Source organism: Pseudomonas haemolytica (assembly GCF_009659625.1).
Classification (GTDB): domain Bacteria; phylum Pseudomonadota; class Gammaproteobacteria; order Pseudomonadales; family Pseudomonadaceae; genus Aquipseudomonas; species Aquipseudomonas haemolytica.
The window spans coordinates 170,611-188,796 of the sequence record NZ_VOIW01000004.1 but is presented as its reverse complement, the minus strand read 5'-3'; the positions used below and the strand labels follow the sequence as shown (position 1 = coordinate 188,796).

The 18,186-nt window shown below is 61.4% G+C and carries 15 protein-coding genes; 10 read left to right on the top strand and 5 right to left on the bottom strand.

All coding sequences use genetic code 11. The features are described from left to right. Window positions 1–52 precede the first annotated feature (52 nt). From cpdA to FRT59_RS14685, 6 genes are all read left to right on the top strand, one after another. Window positions 53–868, top strand: a complete 816-nt coding sequence (cpdA, locus tag FRT59_RS14710; RefSeq protein ID WP_153871539.1) for a 3',5'-cyclic-AMP phosphodiesterase — start codon at window positions 53–55, stop codon at window positions 866–868. A gap of 182 nt (window positions 869–1,050) precedes the next feature. Continuing rightward, window positions 1,051–1,659, top strand: coding sequence for a YqiA/YcfP family alpha/beta fold hydrolase (locus FRT59_RS14705; protein WP_153838730.1), 609 nt, complete (start codon window positions 1,051–1,053; stop codon window positions 1,657–1,659). 46 nt (window positions 1,660–1,705) lie between these two features. Then, window positions 1,706–3,610 carry a DNA topoisomerase IV subunit B gene (parE, locus tag FRT59_RS14700; RefSeq protein WP_034117424.1) on the top strand — a complete coding sequence of 635 codons (1,905 nt, stop codon included), beginning with the start codon at window positions 1,706–1,708 and terminating at the stop codon, window positions 3,608–3,610. After that, window positions 3,610–4,605, top strand: a complete 996-nt coding sequence (locus FRT59_RS14695) for an esterase-like activity of phytase family protein (RefSeq protein WP_034117425.1) — start codon at window positions 3,610–3,612, stop codon at window positions 4,603–4,605. The genes parE and FRT59_RS14695 overlap by 1 nt, the downstream gene beginning before the upstream one ends. Window positions 4,606–4,678: 73 nt before the next feature. Further along, on the top strand, window positions 4,679–6,943 hold the full coding sequence (parC, locus tag FRT59_RS14690) for a DNA topoisomerase IV subunit A (RefSeq protein WP_034117426.1): 2,265 nt from the start codon (window positions 4,679–4,681) through the stop codon (window positions 6,941–6,943). Window positions 6,944–7,116: 173 nt separating this feature from the next. Beyond that, window positions 7,117–7,827 carry a PqiC family protein gene (locus FRT59_RS14685; protein WP_034117427.1) on the top strand — a complete coding sequence of 237 codons (711 nt, stop codon included), beginning with the start codon at window positions 7,117–7,119 and terminating at the stop codon, window positions 7,825–7,827. Between the two features lie 206 nt (window positions 7,828–8,033). Here FRT59_RS14685 and FRT59_RS14680 read toward each other — a convergent pair whose 3' ends face one another. Then, window positions 8,034–9,572: an AhpA/YtjB family protein gene (locus tag FRT59_RS14680; RefSeq protein WP_198809693.1), complete on the bottom strand. Its 1,539-nt coding sequence runs from the start codon at window positions 9,570–9,572 to the stop codon at window positions 8,034–8,036. Between the two features lie 133 nt (window positions 9,573–9,705). Between FRT59_RS14680 and serB the strand changes: the two genes are divergently transcribed. Next, window positions 9,706–10,920, top strand: coding sequence for a phosphoserine phosphatase SerB (gene serB / locus FRT59_RS14675; RefSeq protein WP_034117429.1), 1,215 nt, complete (start codon window positions 9,706–9,708; stop codon window positions 10,918–10,920). A gap of 53 nt (window positions 10,921–10,973) precedes the next feature. Here the strand turns inward: serB and asd are convergent, their stop codons facing one another. The 3 genes from asd to FRT59_RS14660 are packed head-to-tail and all read right to left on the bottom strand — an operon-like array spanning window position 10,974 to window position 14,258. Next, entirely contained in the window at window positions 10,974–11,834 is an 861-nt protein-coding gene (gene asd / locus FRT59_RS14670; RefSeq protein WP_153838732.1) for an archaetidylserine decarboxylase, read from the bottom strand. A gap of 15 nt (window positions 11,835–11,849) precedes the next feature. Then, on the bottom strand, window positions 11,850–12,665 hold the full coding sequence (gene rhdA, locus FRT59_RS14665; protein ID WP_153871537.1) for a thiosulfate sulfurtransferase: 816 nt from the start codon (window positions 12,663–12,665) through the stop codon (window positions 11,850–11,852). 57 nt (window positions 12,666–12,722) lie between these two features. After that, a complete protein-coding gene (locus tag FRT59_RS14660) occupies window positions 12,723–14,258 on the bottom strand; it encodes an HDOD domain-containing protein (RefSeq protein WP_153871536.1) in 1,536 nt (511 codons plus the stop codon). A 166-nt stretch (window positions 14,259–14,424) separates the two neighbouring features. On the opposite strand from FRT59_RS14660, the gene motA reads away from it, so the two are divergent. Both motA and motB read left to right on the top strand, forming a co-directional pair. After that, the gene (motA, locus tag FRT59_RS14655; protein ID WP_005784209.1) at window positions 14,425–15,276 is read left to right on the top strand and encodes a flagellar motor stator protein MotA; all 852 of its coding nucleotides are present in this window, start codon (window positions 14,425–14,427) and stop codon (window positions 15,274–15,276) included. Between the two features lie 3 nt (window positions 15,277–15,279). Beyond that, a complete protein-coding gene (gene motB / locus FRT59_RS14650; protein WP_153871535.1) occupies window positions 15,280–16,299 on the top strand; it encodes a flagellar motor protein MotB in 1,020 nt (339 codons plus the stop codon). A gap of 57 nt (window positions 16,300–16,356) precedes the next feature. Here motB and rsgA read toward each other — a convergent pair whose 3' ends face one another. After that, a complete protein-coding gene (gene rsgA, locus FRT59_RS14645; RefSeq protein ID WP_034117434.1) occupies window positions 16,357–17,388 on the bottom strand; it encodes a small ribosomal subunit biogenesis GTPase RsgA in 1,032 nt (343 codons plus the stop codon). A gap of 108 nt (window positions 17,389–17,496) precedes the next feature. Between rsgA and orn the strand changes: the two genes are divergently transcribed. Continuing rightward, the gene (gene orn, locus FRT59_RS14640) at window positions 17,497–18,039 is read left to right on the top strand and encodes an oligoribonuclease (RefSeq protein ID WP_010213620.1); all 543 of its coding nucleotides are present in this window, start codon (window positions 17,497–17,499) and stop codon (window positions 18,037–18,039) included. The last annotated feature ends 147 nt before the right edge of the window (window positions 18,040–18,186 follow it).

Sequence of the window (18,186 nt, the reverse complement as noted above, 5' to 3'; positions counted from 1 at the left end):
CTAGCATAATCGCACCACCTATCCATTCCAGTGATTGCCTTGGGAGAGCGCCTTGCCGAGCGTATCCAACGTGAAACCCGATGCCAGCGCGTTGTTGGTGCATTTGTCCGACAGCCATCTGTTTGCCGAGGCGGACACTACGCTGCTGGGCATGAATACCCGCGAGAGCCTGCAGCGGGTGATCGAGTTGGTGCGCGAGCAACAGCCGCAGGTCGATCTGGTGCTGGCCACCGGTGACCTGTCCCAGGACGGCACGCTCGAGTCCTACCAGCAGTTTCGTGACATGACCCGGCGGATTGGCGCGCCGGCGCGCTGGATCCCGGGTAATCATGACGAGCCGCAAGTCATGGCCCGGGCCGCCGTGAACAGTGATTTGCTTGAGCCGGTGGTCGACATCGGCAACTGGCGCATTACCCTGCTGGACTCCGCTGTGCCCGGCTCGGTGCCTGGTTATTTGCAGGACCAACAATTGCAGCTGCTCGCCCAGGCCCTGAGTGAAGCGCCGAGCCGCCATCATCTGGTGTGCTTCCACCATCATCCGGTGTCCATCGGTTGTGCGTGGATGGAACCTATCGGCCTGCGCAACCCCGAGGCGCTGTTCGCCGTGCTCGACCGCTTCCCCCAGGTTCGGGCGCTGCTCTGGGGGCACGTGCACCAGGAGATCGACAGCGAGCGTAACGGAGTGCGGTTGCTGGCTTCGCCGTCCACCTGTATCCAGTTCGCGCCGGACAGCGAGGATTTCCAGGTCAGCGAGCAAGCGCCAGGTTATCGCTGGCTGCGCTTGCATGCCGACGGACGGTTGGAGACCGGAGTGGAGCGGGTCGAAGGCTTCGCTTTTACCGTGGACTACGGCAGCAACGGCTACTGAATGTGGGAGGGGGCTTGCCCCCGATAGCGGTGTGTCAGCACCAATAGCTGTGACTGATCCACCGCCATCGAGGGCAAGCCCCCTCCCACATGGGTTCTGCGGTGTCTGGAAGATCGGGTGCTCACACCTGGCCTCGATCCCTGTAAACTGCGGCTCTTTGGCCCACGCACGGAGAGCCCGGCATGTCCGCTTCGATCCTGTATATCCACGGTTTCAACAGTGCACCGGCCTCCAACAAGGCGAGTCAGTTGATCACCGTGATGGGCACCCTCGGCCTGGCCGACCAGCTGCGTGTGCCGGCGCTGCATCACCACCCGCGTCAGGCTATTCCTCAATTGGAGCAGGCCATTGACCAACTGGGGCGGCCCCTGCTGGTCGGCAGCTCGCTCGGCGGCTACTATGCAACCCATCTTGCCGAACGCCATGGCCTCAAGGCGCTGCTGGTCAACCCTGCGGTCAGCCCCCATCGGATGTTCGACGGTTACCTGGGGACCCAGAAGAACCTCTACACCGATGAGACCTGGGAGTTGACCCACGACCACGTTGCGGCGCTGGCCGAGCTGGAAGTACCCGCACCCCAGGACGCAGCGCGTTATCAGGTGTGGTTGCAGACCGGGGATGAAACCTTGGATTATCGCCTCGCCCAACAGTACTACCGGGCTTGTGCCTTGCGCATCCAGGCCGGTGGCGACCATGGTTACCAAGGGTTCGCCCAGCAATTGCCGGCATTGTTGAGCTTTGCCGGCATTGGCGCAGATCAGTATCAATCCTTCGATTTTTCGTCACTGTAGAAAATCGCAGGTCACTTTTTAATCGAACGACTCACGACGAGACCCCATGGCCACTCCCAGCGCTAGCTCTTATAACGCCGACGCCATCGAAGTCCTCTCGGGCCTCGACCCGGTGCGCAAACGTCCCGGTATGTACACCGACACCAGTCGGCCGAATCACCTTGCCCAGGAAGTCATCGACAACAGCGTCGACGAAGCCTTGGCCGGGCACGCCAAGTCGGTACAAGTCATCCTACATGCCGACCACTCCCTGGAAGTGTCCGACGATGGTCGCGGCATGCCGGTGGACATTCACCCGGAAGAGGGGGTGTCGGGCGTCGAGCTGATCCTGACCAAGCTGCACGCCGGCGGCAAGTTCTCCAACAAGAACTACCAGTTCTCCGGTGGCTTGCACGGTGTGGGGATTTCCGTGGTCAACGCCCTGTCGACGCAGGTCAGGGTCAAGGTCAAGCGCGACGGCAACGAGTACCAGATGACCTTCGCCGATGGCTATAAAGCCACCGACCTGGAAGTGGTCGGCAGCGTTGGCAAGCGCAACACCGGTACCAGCGTGTACTTTGCGCCAGACCCTAAATACTTCGATTCACCGAAATTCTCCATCAGCCGCCTCAAGCACGTGCTCAAGGCCAAGGCCGTGCTGTGCCCGGGCTTGCTGGTCAGCTTTGAAGACAAAGGCACCGGCGAGAAGGTCGAGTGGCACTACGAAGACGGCCTGCGCTCCTACCTGGAAGACTCCGTCAGCGACTTCGAACGCCTGCCCAACGAGCCGTTCTGCGGCAGCCTGGCCGGTAATAAAGAAGCCGTCGACTGGGCGCTGCTGTGGTTGCCCGAAGGTGGCGACAGTGTGCAGGAAAGCTACGTCAACCTGATCCCCACCGCCCAGGGCGGCACCCACGTCAACGGTTTGCGCCAAGGCTTGCTGGATGCCATGCGCGAATTCTGCGAATACCGCAGTCTGTTACCGCGTGGCGTCAAGCTGGCGCCGGAAGACGTGTGGGAGCGCATCGCGTTCGTGCTGTCGATGAAGATGCAGGAGCCGCAATTCTCCGGCCAGACCAAGGAGCGCCTGTCGTCCCGTGAAGCGGCGGCATTTGTCTCCGGTGTGGTCAAGGATGCCTTCAGCCTGTGGCTCAACGAGCACCCGGAATTGGGCCTGGCCCTGGCGGAATTGGCGATCAACAACGCCGGCCGTCGCCTGAAGGCCAGTAAAAAGGTCGAGCGTAAGCGCATCACCCAAGGCCCGGCGCTGCCCGGCAAGCTGGCCGATTGCGCCGGGCAGGACCCGATGCGTTCCGAGCTGTTCCTGGTCGAAGGTGACTCCGCCGGCGGTTCTGCCAAGCAAGCGCGGGACAAGGAATTCCAGGCGATCCTGCCGCTGCGCGGCAAGATCCTCAATACCTGGGAAGTCGACGGCAGCGAAGTGCTCGCCAGCCAGGAAGTACACAACATCGCCGTGGCTATCGGGGTTGACCCGGGCGCTGCGGACATGAGCCAGTTGCGCTACGGCAAGATCTGCATCCTCGCCGACGCCGACTCCGACGGCCTGCACATCGCAACCCTGCTGTGCGCGTTGTTCGTGCAGCACTTCCGCCCGTTGGTGGATGCCGGTCACGTCTATGTCGCGATGCCGCCGCTGTACCGCATCGACCTGGGCAAGGAAATTTTCTACGCTCTGGACGAAGCCGAGCGCGATGGCATCCTCGACCGCCTGGTGGCCGAGAAGAAGCGCGGCAAGCCACAGGTCACGCGATTCAAGGGCCTGGGCGAAATGAACCCGCCGCAGCTGCGTGAAACCACCATGGACCCGAACACCCGGCGCCTGGTGCAGTTGACCCTGGAAGACTTCGCCGGCACGTCGGAAATGATGGACATGCTGCTGGCCAAGAAGCGTGCACCGGATCGCAAAGCCTGGCTGGAATCCAAAGGCAACCTGGCCGAGGTTCTGGGCTGATGCGCACAGGCTTCGCCCTGGCGATCCTGATGTTGAGCGGGCTGGCGGCCACCCAGGTGCTTGCCGCGCCCGTGGCAGAGCTCAAGCTGGTGTCCGAACACCCGGTGGACGGCATGCGCGGCGGTAACCTTTCGGGCCTGGCGCTGTGTGGCCAGGAGCTGTGGACGGTGTCCGATCGTGATGACGATCAGATCTACCGTCTGGATACCGGTGCGCCGACCTGGAACGCCGAGGTGCTGAAGATCGAGGTGCCGCCGGTGCCTGAATCCGGTTTGCCTTGGGGGTTGCGTTCGCGCACCAAGGCCGCCTCGTTCATTCGTGGCGGTGACCTGGATTTTGAAGGCATCACCTGTGATGCCGCGGGTAACCGCTACATTGTCAGCGAAGCTCATGCCGCGGTGTTACAGGTGCCTGCGACTGGGGCGCCCGAGTGGTTGAAAATCGCCCCGGGCATGGTGCGTGAAGCCCGCGCCAGTGGCATGTTGCTGCACTTTAATGCGTTGTTCGAGGGCCTGGCGGTGAGCCCCGAAGGCAATCAGATCTGGCTGGCCGCCGAACGTGAGCGACGCGGCCTGATCTCGATCAAGCGCGGGCAGAGCGTGTGGGATTGCGATGGCCCCTGTGTGCTGTTGAGCGAGGCCGGCCAGGAAGTGCAACCGGCGCAGTTCACCAACGCCAAGGCGGTGTCCAAGGATTTTGCCGACCTGGCGCTGTTCAACGGCAAGCTGTTTACCCTGGAGCGCAATGCGTTCCAGATTTGCCGGCGCGATACGGCCACCGCCAAGGTCGAGCTGTGTTGGTCGTTTGCCGAGGAGACCCTTACGCCGCAGCGGCGTTACCCACAGCCCTATGGCCTGGCCGAAGCCCTGTTGGTGGACGCTGACGGTGCTTGGGTCGGTATCGACAATAATTTCGGCCCCCGCGCCGATGGTGAAAAACGCCCTATGGTCTATCGTTTCGCCGCCCCCGCCGGTGGCTGGAGCGCCCAGCCATGAGCCATCCTTTTTTTGAATTGACCCGGCGCAGCGGCAGTTCCGCTACGCGTTACCCAACAATGATGAGGCCCGCATGAGTGACATCCTCGCAGACAGCTTAGATGGCGTAGAACGCCGGTCGCTGGCTGACTTCACCGAAAATGCCTACCTCAACTACTCCATGTACGTGATCATGGACCGTGCCTTGCCGCATATCGGCGACGGCCTGAAGCCTGTACAGCGGCGCATCATCTACGCCATGAGTGAGTTGGGCCTGGACGCCGACTCCAAGCACAAGAAGTCGGCGCGTACCGTCGGTGACGTGCTCGGTAAGTTCCACCCCCACGGCGATTCGGCGTGCTATGAAGCCATGGTGCTGATGGCGCAGCCGTTCAGCTACCGCTACACCCTGGTGGACGGCCAGGGTAACTGGGGTGCGCCGGACGATCCCAAGTCCTTCGCCGCCATGCGTTACACCGAGGCGCGGTTGTCGCGTTACTCGGAAGTACTGCTGAGCGAATTGGGCCAGGGCACCGCGAACTGGGGGCCGAACTTTGACGGTACCCTCGATGAGCCCCTGGTATTGCCGGCACGTTTGCCGAATATCCTGCTCAATGGCACCACCGGTATCGCGGTCGGCATGGCCACCGACGTGCCGCCGCACAACCTGCGCGAAGTCGCCACCGCCTGCGTGCGTTTGCTGGATGAGCCCAAGGCTACGGTCGAGCAGCTCTGCGAGCATATCCAGGGCCCGGATTATCCGACCGAAGCGGAAATCATCACGCCCCGCGCCGACCTGCTGAAAATGTACGAAACCGGCAAGGGTTCGGTGCGCATGCGCGCCGTGTACCACGTTGAAGATGGCGACATTATTGTCACCGCGTTGCCGCACCAGGTGTCGGGCGCCAAGGTACTGGAGCAGATCGCCGCATTGATGCAGGCCAAGCCATCGAAACTGCCCCAAGTGGCCGACCTGCGTGACGAGTCCGACCACGAGAACCCTTGCCGCATCGTGATCATCCCGACCAATAGCCGGGTGGATCATGAAGTGCTGATGCAGCATTTGTTTGCCAGCACCGACCTGGAGTCCAGCTACCGGGTCAACGTCAATATCATTGGCCTGGACGGCAAGCCGCAGTTGAAGAACCTGCGCAATCTGCTGGTGGAGTGGCTGGAGTTCCGCGTGCAGACCGTGCGCCGCCGCCTGCAATTCCGCCTCGACAAGGTCGAGCGTCGCCTGCACCTGTTGGACGGCTTGTTGATTGCCTACCTCAACCTGGATGAAGTGATTCATATCATCCGTACCGCCGAGCACCCGAAAGCCGAACTGATCGCGCGTTTCGAGCTGAGCGAAATCCAGGCTGACTACATCCTCGATACCCGCTTGCGCCAGTTGGCACGCCTGGAAGAAATGAAGCTGCGCGACGAGCAAGACGCGCTGCTCAAGGAGCAAGCCAAGCTGCAAGCACTGCTGGGCAGCGAAGCCAAGCTCAAGAAGCTGGTGCGCAGCGAGCTGATCAAAGACGCCGAAACCTACGGCGATGACCGTCGTTCGCCGATCGTCGAGCGTGCAGAGGCGAAGGCTCTGACAGAAACCGAGCTGTTGCCTAACGAGAAAATTACCGTCGTTCTGTCGGAAAAGGGTTGGGTTCGTTCCGCCAAAGGGCATGATATTGACGCCACCGGCCTTTCGTACAAAGCCGGTGATGGCTTCAAGACCGCTGCGGCCGGGCGTTCCAACCAGTTCGCAGTGTTTATCGACTCGACGGGGCGCAGTTATTCGGTGCCGGCCCATACCCTGCCGTCTGCACGGGGGCAGGGCGAGCCATTGACCGGGCGCCTCACGCCGCCACCGGGGGCGAACTTCGAGTGCGTGCTGCTGCCGGACGATGATTCGCTGTACGTCATTGCTTCCGACGCCGGTTACGGTTTCGTGGTCAAGGGTGAAGACCTGCAGGCCAAGAACAAGGCGGGCAAGGCGCTGTTGAGCCTGCCGAACAACGCTAAGGTGATCTTGCCAAGGCCAGTGGGTGATCGTGAGAGCAACTGGTTGGCTTCGGTGACCACCGAAGGGCGTTTGCTGGTGTTCAAGATCAGCGATTTACCGCAGTTGGGCAAAGGCAAGGGCAACAAGATTATCGGGATTCCAGGAGACCGGGTAGCCAGTCGCGAAGAGTATGTGACCGACATCGCCGTGATCCCGGAAGGCTCCACCCTGGTGCTCCAGGCCGGCAAGCGCACGTTGTCATTGCGCCCTGACGACCTTGAGCACTACAAGGGCGAGCGAGGCCGGCGTGGTAATAAATTGCCTCGCGGCTTCCAGCGAGTAGATGCCTTGCTGGTGGAAACGCCGGTTTAAGGCCGACTAGAGGGCTCGATCTACGATTTAACGCGTAGATCGACGCTTTCGCGCTGGAGTCATGGCGCATATTCACGGATGATATGGCCTTTCCAGCGCCGGCGTAGCCGAGCGTGTTTAGGTTATTTTTAGTATTACATTGTGGTTCGCCGTGTGGCAGCCACCTGGATGGGATGATGACTGCTCCACGCCTTCCTCTATTTTTTATGCTCGCTGGCCTTTTGGGGCTGGCGGGTTGCAGCACGCACCAACCGGTGTCGCTGTACCAGCTGGACAGCGGAAGTCCGGCTCAGCCAGCACAGACAGCTGGTATGGCAGTATTGCTGGGGCCGGTAGTCGTTGCTGATTACCTGCAACGCGAAACCCTGTTGCAACGTCAGAACGACGGCAGCCTGCAAGGTTCCACTGATGGGCGTTGGGCGGGCAGCCTGTCGTCCGATATCAACCAACTGATGCTGCGCCAAGTGGCCGGCCAGTTGGACAGCCAGCGTGTGGTCCTGGCGCCAGCGCCGAGCGGGTTTACCCCGGATGTGCAGGTATTGTTGACGATCACCCGGCTTGACTCGGGCACCTCGCAGCCGGCTATCCTCGATGCGCAGTGGCGCTTGATCGACCGTCGCGGGCAAGTGCGGGACAACCGCATCGTGCACCTGCAGGAAGAGCATACCGGCACCACCGCTTCCCAGGTCCAGGCCCAGGGCGTGCTGTTACAGCATTTGGCGCAGCAGTTGTCGGTGGCGCTCAAGCCATTGGCCAACCAGCCGCCGATTGCCGAGGCACCACGCAAGCAGGCACCGGCACAGCCCAAGCCAGCTGCACCGGAGAAGCCGAAGATGCCGATGGCGACGCCGATTCGTACGGATCTGGAAGTGTTCAGGTTCTGAACTGAATCGCGCACAAACAAAAGGCCCGCAGAATAAAGCGGGCCTTTTTTTGTTCGGGATTTGAGTCATGTTGAAGATCAACTGTGGGAGCGGGCTTGCTCGCGAAGACGGTGTGTCAGTCAACAGATTCATTGGCTGATCCACCGCCTTCGCGAGCAAGCCCACTCCCACACAAACTCACTCCACAGTGGGTTTAGCGGTGTTCTTTAATTCTTGTTGCGGGTCTCATGCATCCGCGCCAACTGCCGCTCCAGCATCGACGGATACGGCTCCATCAAGCGCTCCACACAGCTGGCCCCTTCGGGGCTGGCAATCGGGCGGATACGTGCACGTTGGCGGATCAGTGTGTCTTCACTGATCTTGCGTTCCACCAGCAGCAGGTTACGGCTGTGTTGGGACAAGGCCAAGGCATCCTGGGCGATCTCAGTGAGCAACAGGTCGATCTGGCTCATGCCAAACAGGTCATCGCCCACCGTCAAACCAAGCTGCAGTTGCAGGGTGATGCCGCTGTCGGCTACTTCGATCTGCAAGGCGTGGCCCAGGGCGCGCAGCAACTCGCCACAGCAAATAGCGTTGGTCAGGTAATCTTCGCCGCTGTCTTCACTGTGGAACAGCATCAGCGTGCTGCCATCGTTCAGGGTGTGCAATTCGCTTTGGTACAGCGAGGCGGCCTGGTCGAGGCAGTCGCGGTAGCGTTCGAGCAGTTCGGTCAGGCGCGCGCGGGGCAGGCGGCGCAGTTGCTCCTGGGCACCCAATTGCACGGCGAGGACGGCGCTGTGTTGCGGTTCGGAGTTCTTTGCGACCGGAACCGGTTTCGGTGCAGTGGCCGGGGCCACGGCGGAGGTATCGCGCAGGTCGGCGAACGGGTCTTCGTCGTCCAGCTCGTCTTCCTCGGCCTTGACCACATGGCGCGGTGCAGGCTTCAGGCCGGCCACCGGCGTGCTTTCGTCAAAACCTGGGTCGCGCAGGTTGCGCACTTCAAACTCAGGTTCGTCGCTGTAGTCGTCGGTGTCGTCGTACTCGGGTTCAGGTTCGACCTCCGGGGCTTTCGGCTCCGGGGCGAAACTGGCGTGGAGCTGGCGCGCCAGGTCGCCGATTTCGTCCTGGCGATCAGTCGCCGGGGTATGCTCGTCGATATCCCGCAGCCAGATGCGCAGTTGCATCAGGGGCGTGGAGATATGCCGCCCCAGGCGCAGGCTCAAGGCCAGGGCCAGCGCCAGCAGGATTGCACTCAGGATGCCCATGCTCTGCAGGCTGATGGTCATCGGCTGCTGGAACTGTTGCATATCGAGGCTGATACGCAACTGGCCGGCCTTCACATCCTGGAAAGTGATATTGCTCTGGTACAAACCCTCGGCTTCACCCAGCAGGCCGTTCTTCGGGCGCTGCCCGGCTTCGGCCATGATCCGGTTGTCCACGCTATAGATGGCAGCGTGGGCCACCAGCGGGTTCTTGGTCAGGTTGTTGAGCAGCACGTTGAGGCTGAGGATGTCGTTGGACACCAGCAACTCAGTCGCCGAAGTGGCGGTCTGGGTCGTCAGGCTCTCGCCCAGCGCGTCGGCTTGCTCATGCATGGCCTGTTTGAACTGCAATCCCATCACGCAGGCGTAGATCACCAAGGCCAAAGCGACCAGGATCACGTTATGGCTGGCGATGCGTAATGCGATCGGTACACGGCGGTGGCGCAGTGCCCGGAAGATCAGCAGGAAGAAGTTATCGGTTTTTACTGGCGTGGGCCGGTTCACTTGCGCTCGGCTCTTGGTCCGTGAAGTTGACGCGCAGTATAGCGACAGGCCCATGACCGGCAAAGCGCTGGCTGTGCCCGATGGTCACTGAAAGTGGGTAGAATGCGGTTTTTTTCCAGCCTGGGGGTGCGCTTTGCGCGAAATTGTCCTGATCAACATCACAGGTCTTGACCGACCGGGTCTCACCGCAGCCATTACCGGTGTCCTCGCCCAGGGTGGTGTGAACATTCTCGACATCGGCCAAGCGGTGATCCACGACACCCTGTCGTTCGGCATCCTGGTGGAAATCCCCAGCACCGAGCAGGCTTCGTCGGTACTCAAGGACATCCTGTTTACGGCGTATAAGCTCGATCAACAGGTGCGTTTCACCCCGGTGTCCGAAGCGGATTACCAGCATTGGGTGGAAGGCCAGGGCAAAAAACGCCACATCGTGACCCTGTTGACTCGCAAGGTAACGGCCGAGCAGTTGCAGCGCGTCAGCTCCATCACTGCGCAATATGGATTGAATATCGACCATATCGACCGTCTGTCGGGTCGTATGCCATTGGACACGCCCGCCGACAAAGGCAAGGGTTGCATCGAATTCTCCGTGCGCGGTGAACCGGCTGACGCGCAAGCGCTACGCGCCGATTTCCTGAGTGTGGCCCAGGAGCTGAATGTCGATATCGCCTTCCAGGAAGACTCGCTGTTCCGCCGCAACCGTCGCCTGGCGGTGTTCGACATGGACTCCACCCTGATCGAAGCCGAGGTCATCGACGAGCTGGCCAAGGCGGCCGGTGTGGGCGAGCAAGTCAGCGAGATTACCGAGCGGGCGATGGCCGGTGAGCTGGATTTCCGTGCCAGCTTCAAGGAGCGCCTGGCGCTGCTCAAGGGCCTGGACGTAAGCGTGCTGGATTCCATCGGCGCTTCGCTGCGCCTGACTGAAGGTGCCGAAACCCTGTTCGCCGAACTCAAGCGCCTGGGTTACAAGACCGCGATCCTGTCGGGCGGCTTCACCTACTTCGCCAAGCAGTTGCAGGCCAAGCTGGGTATCGACTACGTGTTCGCCAACGAGCTGGAAGTGGTAGATGGCAAGGTGACCGGCGTGGCGGTCGAGCCGATTGTCGATGCGCAGCGCAAGGCGGATCTGCTGAAGGAATTGGCCCACAAGGAAGGCTTGCGCCTGGAGCAGACCATTGCGGTCGGCGACGGCGCCAATGACTTGCCGATGCTGGCGATTGCCGGGTTGGGGGTGGCGTTCCGCGCCAAGCCGTTGGTCAAGCAATCGGCCAAGCAGGCGATTTCGACGTTGGGGCTCGATGGTGTGTTGTATCTGTTGGGCTTGCGTGACCGCGACGGTCAGCTCTGAAAATGTGGGAGGGGGCAAGCCCCCTCCCACATTTGATCTTTGCAGTTTTCAGATCAGGCTTTAGGCAGTGCGATACCCTGGCCCATCTGCACCGGCGAACCAGCTACCAGTTCTTCAGCCCACTTCACCTGATCCGGCCCAAACAGCACGATGGCGGTCGAGCCCAGCTTGAAGCGACCCAGTTCAGCACCTTTTTCCAGATGAATCGGCGCGCGCGCAGCTTCGTCGTAACGGAAGGTTTTCAGCTCGCGCTTCGGCGGCGTCACCAAGCCTGCCCAAACGGTTTCAATCGACGCCACGATCATCGCACCCACCAATACCACAGCCATCGGGCCGCGTTCGGTGTCGAACAGGCAGACAACGCGCTCGTTACGGGCGAACAGCTCTGGCACGTTTTCAGCGGTGGTCTGGTTGACCGAGAAAATCCGCCCTGGCACATACACCATCTCGCGCAAGGTACCGGCCAGCGGCATATGTACGCGGTGGTAGTCCTTCGGCGACAGGTAAATAGTCGCGAAGTCGCCGCCCATGAACGGCGCAGCCAGTGCTGCGTCGCCACCGAGCAATTCAAGCACGCTGAAACTGTGACCCTTGGCCTGGAACACACGGCCATGTTCGATCGGGCCAAGCTGGCTGACCGCGCCATCGGCCGGGCTCAGTACCGCGCCTGGAGTTGGATCCAGCGGGCGGGCGCCGTCTTTCAGGGCGCGGGTAAAGAAGGCATTGAAGTGCTCGTAGGCGCTCAGGTCTTCAACCAGGGCCTGGGACATGTCCACTTGGTAGCGCTTGGCGAACCAGGCGGTGAAAGCGTTTTTGAACCAGCGCACGCGGCACTCGGCAATGCAGCCGGCCAAGCGCGAGAGCAAGTGGTGCGGCAGCAAGTATTGGCTGAGGATAAACAACTGCTTTTTCATAACTGTCCTTAAACCTTAAATCTCAACGGGGGTGTCGGGGTGGTTGCCCCATTCGCCCCAGGAACCGGCATAACCTTTGACTCGCGGATAACCGAGCGCCTTGGCCACCAGGTAGGTGAAGCCAGAACGGTGGTGAGTCTGGCAGTGGGTAATGATTTCTTTATCGCGGGTCAGCCCGAGGCCTTCGAGGATCTGCGGCATGTCACGGCGGATACGCAGGTTGCGCGCCTTGTCCATGCCAGCGGTCCATTCGAAATTCACTGCGCCGGGGATGTGGCCACCCTTGGCTGCAAGCACTTTCTCACCGGAATATTCCAGCGGGCCGCGGGCGTCCCAGATGCCCAGGTCGGCAGCACCGAGACGGCTTTGCAGGTATTCGCGGGTGGCGGTTGGGCCGTCGTGCAGCGTGAGGCTGACCGGGCCGCCGGCGGGGGCGGGTACTTCGGTGGAGAGCGCAAGCTTTTCCTCCAGCCATGCCAGCAGGCCGCCGTCGAGGTAGTGATATTTCTGGTGGCCGATCACGTCGAGCATCCAGATAAAACGCCCGGCCCAGCCGCCACCTTCGTCGTCATAGACTACGTAGGTCGCGTCCGGGGTGTGGCCCAGTTCGCCGAACAGTTTTTCCAGGTCGGCTTTGTGTGGCAGCAAGCCGGGTGCCGGGGGCTGCCCCAGTTGGGTGCGCTTGGGATCAACGAAATGCGCGCCGGGGATATGCCCTTCGGCGTAGCGGGCGGCACTGGTGAGGTCAACCAGAATCAGGTGTTCGGCATCCAGACGACCGATCAGGTCGCTGGATTCGATCACCAGCGGCAAGCCAGAGAAGTCAGGCATGTGAGGTCTCCTGGGCACAAATGTTGGCGATAAAGGAGGGCGATTGTAGCGCAAGCATCAGGCGCTGCGGTTGGTAAAGCTGTGCAGGGCCTTTTCGATGCATTGAGCGGTTTTGCCGAACGCCTGCACGGTGGTTTCCGAGAACGGCCCGCCGCCCTGGTCCGCGACGATCAGCATCACCACGCGGCCGTTGCAGCTCAGTGAGCGCAACAGCAGGTGCTCGCCGATAAACAAGCGACGCAGGATGGGGGGCAGCAGTGCGGAGAACTGCGCATGGTTGTCGGGACCGAGCCGCACCTGTGCGGACTTTTCCAGCAGGCGTTGCAGCAATGTGCTGTTGACCACATCCAGGCTCAAGTGCGCGGCGTCCTTGGGCAGGCCGTCAGCTTGATGCACGCGCAAGGTGCTCAAGGCGCGGTCCGCCATGAACAGCAACACCCGCTGCATACCACTGGCAACCAAGGCTTCCTTGGCACAGGTAGTCATGTGCATGGCATTGGCGAAGCGGCTCGGTTCCACCAGCAACTCGGTGCAGTGCTTGCGCCATACGGCCAGGGCTTCTGCGGTGGGAGGAGGTGCCGGCAACAAGCCGCGATGGACCTTCTGCACATGCCAAGGCCAGATCAGCGACAGCGCCGGGTGCCAGAGGTCGGGCATCAAGGTGGTGCGGGCGCTTGTCACCGCTTGCTGGTGCACCTGCTGCTGCACGTCGCTCAACGGCACCTGCAGGTACAGCGCGGTGAGGTACTGCCAGCGCTCGGTATGCGGGCAGGTCCAGGACTCCTGGGCCGACATCGCCAGGCCATTGGCCAGCAGCACGGTGTTGGCCGGCTGGTTCAGCCAACGGCGCAGGTTGGGTTCGGCGTCGAGCAATTGCTGGTGGCGCAGGGCGTCGTCTTCGCGAGCAATGTGCAGCGCCTTGACCAGCAAGCGCTGCTCTGCCTGCAGCAGCTTGTAGCCCTGTGAGACCCAGATTGGCAGGTGCCAGGCGTCGGTCAGGCCCAGGCATAGGTCCACCAAGCGCACGCCGAACAACTCTTGCTCGACCTGGCGCGCTGACTGGCCTTTGTGGATTACCCGCAGCTCCCATTCCTCCAAGAGCTTGGGGAACGCGGCAGCCATCGGCCACAGTGGCGACAGAAACAGCAGGCTGCCCCAGTGGATGTCCTGCCACAACCGCGCCAGGCGACTGCCGAACAAACCGTTGGCTTGCTGGGACGCGTGCTGGCTGATCAACAGCAGCTGGCGCAACGCCACCGGGATCTCATGGGCTGGCACCGAAGGCAGGCGCGCCAGCAGTTCCTCGGCACGCTTGAGGCCAAGGCGGTTCAGCGCCACTTCGAGGTTTTCCGCCGGTTCCGCCAGGCTGCCGTGGGCTTGACTGTTGGCTTCGCGCATCACGCTCAGCACCAGGGCCGGGCTGTTTTGCATCAGCTCGGCAATGTCTCGCAATGAACTGCGGCTATCGCGGATGGCTTTGCACACGCGCTCATGGCTGGCCTGTGGCACGGGCAGCAGCACGTCGTCCAGGCACTTGATCCAAGCGGCGAGGGTGGTGGGTCTGGTCGTTGGGGCTGTCGTTTCAATTGCCATGATTGGGGCGCGATCATCACTTGCGGTCTACACGCCCGGAACGGGCCGAATTGGCTTTTCGCCTTAACGGGCTATAGTCTGGCGCAGTTTTGCCGATAAGTAGAACAAGAGTTTTCCGCAGTACCCAATATGTCCATGAACCCGACGGCGCAAGTACCCATCTCCTATGGCTAAAATTATCGGCATCATTGTCGTCATCGCAAGTGTGCTCGGCGGGTACGTCTTGTCCCACGGTAAAATCGCCGCGTTGATCCAGCCTTTCGAAGTGCTGATTATTGGCGGTGCCGCGTTTGGCGCATTCTTGCAGGCCAACCCCGGCTACATGACCATGCACGTGATCAAGAAGTCGCTGGGCATGTTCAGTTCGCGCTTCTCCCACACCTTCTATCTGGAAGTGCTGGGGCTGATCTACGAGATCCTCAACAAGAGCCGCCGCGAAGGCATGATGGCGATCGAAGGCGATATCGAAGACGCCGCGGCCAGCCCGATTTTCGCCAAGTACCCGGCTGTGCTCAAAGACGAGCGCATGACCGCGTATATCTGTGATTACCTGCGCATCATGTCCTCGGGCAACATGGCTCCCCATGAGCTGGAAGGCCTGTTCGATATGGAGTTGTTCAGCCTTAAGGAAGAACTGGAGCATCCTTCGCACGCCGTGACCGGGATCGCCGACGGTATGCCAGGCTTTGGTATTGTCGCGGCAGTACTCGGTATCGTGGTGACCATGGCCTCCCTTGGCGAGGGCGATCAAGCTGCCATTGGCATGCACGTCGGTGCGGCGTTGGTGGGTACCTTCTTCGGTATTCTCGCCGCCTACGGTTTCTTCGGCCCTCTCGCCACCTCCCTGGCCCACGATGCCAAGGAAGAGGTCAACCTCTACGAAGCGATCAAGGCGTGCCTGGTGGCGTCCGCGTCGGGCATGCCGCCGTCGCTGGCCGTGGAGTTCGGACGCAAGGTGCTGTACCCGAAACATCGCCCAAGTTTCTCCGAGCTGGAACAAGCGGTTCGCGGTCGCTAAGCCATGGAAAACAACCAGCCGATCATCATCAAGCGCGTCAAGCGCTTCGCTGCGGGGCACCATGGTGGTGCCTGGAAAATCGCCTTCGCCGACTTTGCCACGGCGATGATGGCGTTCTTCCTGGTGCTGTGGCTGATGTCCACCGCCACGCCAGAACAGAAGATCGCCATCGCCGGTTACTTCAAAGACCCGATTGGCTTTTCGGAAAGCGGCACGCCGTTTGTCATCGACCTGGGCGGCTCACCGCAGTTGGCGCCTGAGCGCACCATCAACCCGGAAGTGCAGACTGAATCGCCCCAGGAAAAAATCCCGATCGAGCGCGATACGGTTGAAACCATGGCCGAGCAGGTCGAGCAGGAACGCCTGGAACTGTTGCTGCAGGAGTTGCAGACCAAGGTTGAGGAAAACCCGCAACTGCTGAAATTCAAGGATCAGATTTCTTTCGAAATCACCCCGGAGGGGCTGCGCATCCAGATCACGGACGCTGCCAACCGGCCGATGTTCGACTCCGGCAGTGCGCGCTTGAAGCCATACTTTGAAGACATTCTTTTGGCCATGGCCGACACCATCAAGGCGGTGCCGAACAAGATCAGCGTCAGTGGCCACACCGACGCCAAGCCCTACGCTGGGCAGGGTGATTTCGGCAACTGGGAACTCTCGGCCAACCGCGCCAACGCCGCCCGCCGTGCGTTGGTGGCCGGTAGCTATCCGGACCCGCAAGTGGCGCGTGTGGTGGGCTTTGCCTCCTCGCAACTGTTTGATCCCAAAGACCCGTTCAACCCGATCAACCGCCGTATCGATATCGTGGTGCTGACCAAAAAAGCCCAGCGTGCGATTGAAGGTGACCAGCCGCCGCCACCGGTACCGACCCAGGGTGACGGTGCGCCCGGCGAAGTGCCAGCCGACCCGAACGCGCTGCCGCCGGAACAGGAGCCGCTGCCGGCCCATGAGCTGCGGCAGAAGCTGAACCTGTTTGATGACGGTGGGGTGAAGGATCCTACGGTGCCTGTGCCGGGGTCGTAAGCTCCAGATACAACAAGGCCGCGATGATCGCGGCCTTGTTGTATCTGGCTGGGCGGCTCAATAACTGCTCTCAGGCAAACTCGCAATAATCGACCGATAGCTGTTCATCCGCTGCTGCTGCACTCGGCCATCTTCCAGGGCCTTGAGCAATGCACAGCCCGGCTCGCGGTCGTGTTTGCAGTCGCGGAAGCGGCAGGTGCCGATCAGGTCGTTGAATTCGATGAAGCCCGCTTCCACGTCGCTGCGGCTGACGTGGCCGAGGCCGAATTCACGGATACCCGGGGAGTCGATCAACTCACCGCCACCGGGGAAGTGGAACAACCGCGCGGTGGTGGTGGTGTGGGTACCCTGGCCGGACAACTCCGACAACGGGCCGACACGGGTCTCGACTTCCGGCAACAGGCTGTTGACCAGCGACGACTTGCCTACGCCAGACTGGCCGACGAACACGCTGATACGCCCATCCAACTGCTGTTGAAGCTGTTCCATGCCGTTGCCGTGATGGGCCGAGACTTCCAGCACCGGGTAGCCCAAGGTGCGATAGACCGCCAGCAACGCATTGAGCGCCGGGGCGTTCTGCTCGTCGATCAGGTCGAATTTGTTCAGCAGCAACAGTGGGCGAATGCCGGCATGCTCGGCCGCGACCAGGTAGCGGTCGATCAGGTTGGCATGGGGCTCGGGCAGTGGTGCGAACACGATCACGATCATGTCGACGTTGGCGGCCACCGGCTTGAGCTGGCCGCGGCTGTCGGGGCGGCGCAGTTCGGTGCTGCGCGGCAACTGGGCAACGATCACGCCGATGCCCTGGTTGCCGGCACGCCAAACCACTTTGTCGCCAGTGACCAGTGCAGGCAGGTTGGCGCGCAGGTGGCACCGGGAGACCGAACCTGCGAGTTCGCCTTCCAGCGCCTCGACTTCGACCTGCACACCAAAGTGTGCGATCACCAGGCCGGTTTGTTCAGGGCCCAGGTCGCCGCCCTCGAGCGCTTCCACGGCGGAGGATTCACGTTTGGCGGCGCGTGCGGCGCGCTCACCTTGAATCTTTTCGATGCGCCAGTTTTGGCGACGATTGAGCTGGCGTTTGGCCATTGGTGTTCCGTGTCGATAATGCAAAGGTTAGGTAAAACGGTCGCGAGTCTAGCACGCCCCCGCCTGCTAAACTGCCCAGCTACGCCAAGGTGCCAAGAGAATCAAGCCATGCAAAACCCACAGAACCTGATTTGGATCGATCTGGAAATGACCGGTCTGAACCCTGACACCGACGTCATCATCGAGATGGCGACCATTGTCACCGACAGCAACCTCAACACCTTGGCCGAAGGTCCGGTGATCGCCATCCACCACAGCGACGCCGTGCTTGCCACCATGGACGAGTGGAACACCCGCACCCACGGCAACTCCGGCCTGACCCAGCGCGTGCGCGACAGCCGCATCAGCATGGCCGAAGCCGAAGCCGAAACCATCGCCTTCCTGGAAAAGTGGGTGCCCAAGGGCAAGTCGCCGATCTGCGGCAACAGCATCTGCCAGGACCGACGCTTCCTTTATACGCATATGAAGGCGCTGGAGAGCTACTTCCACTATCGCAACCTGGATGTGTCGACGCTCAAGGAGCTGGCTGCGCGCTGGGCGCCGGAGGTCAAGGACAGCTTCCATAAAGGCAGCACGCACCTGGCGCTGGATGATATTCGCGAGTCGATTGCCGAGTTGCAGCATTACCGTAAGCATTTCATCAAGGCTTGAATATGTGGCGCCTGGCCCGACGCCTTCGCGAGCTAGCCCGCTCCCACATTTGACCGAGTCGCCATGACGAACGCGGCACACATGTGGGAGCGGGCTAGCTCGCGAAGGGGACGACGCGGTCTTTCGCCAAGCGCCCCCTTTTGGTGC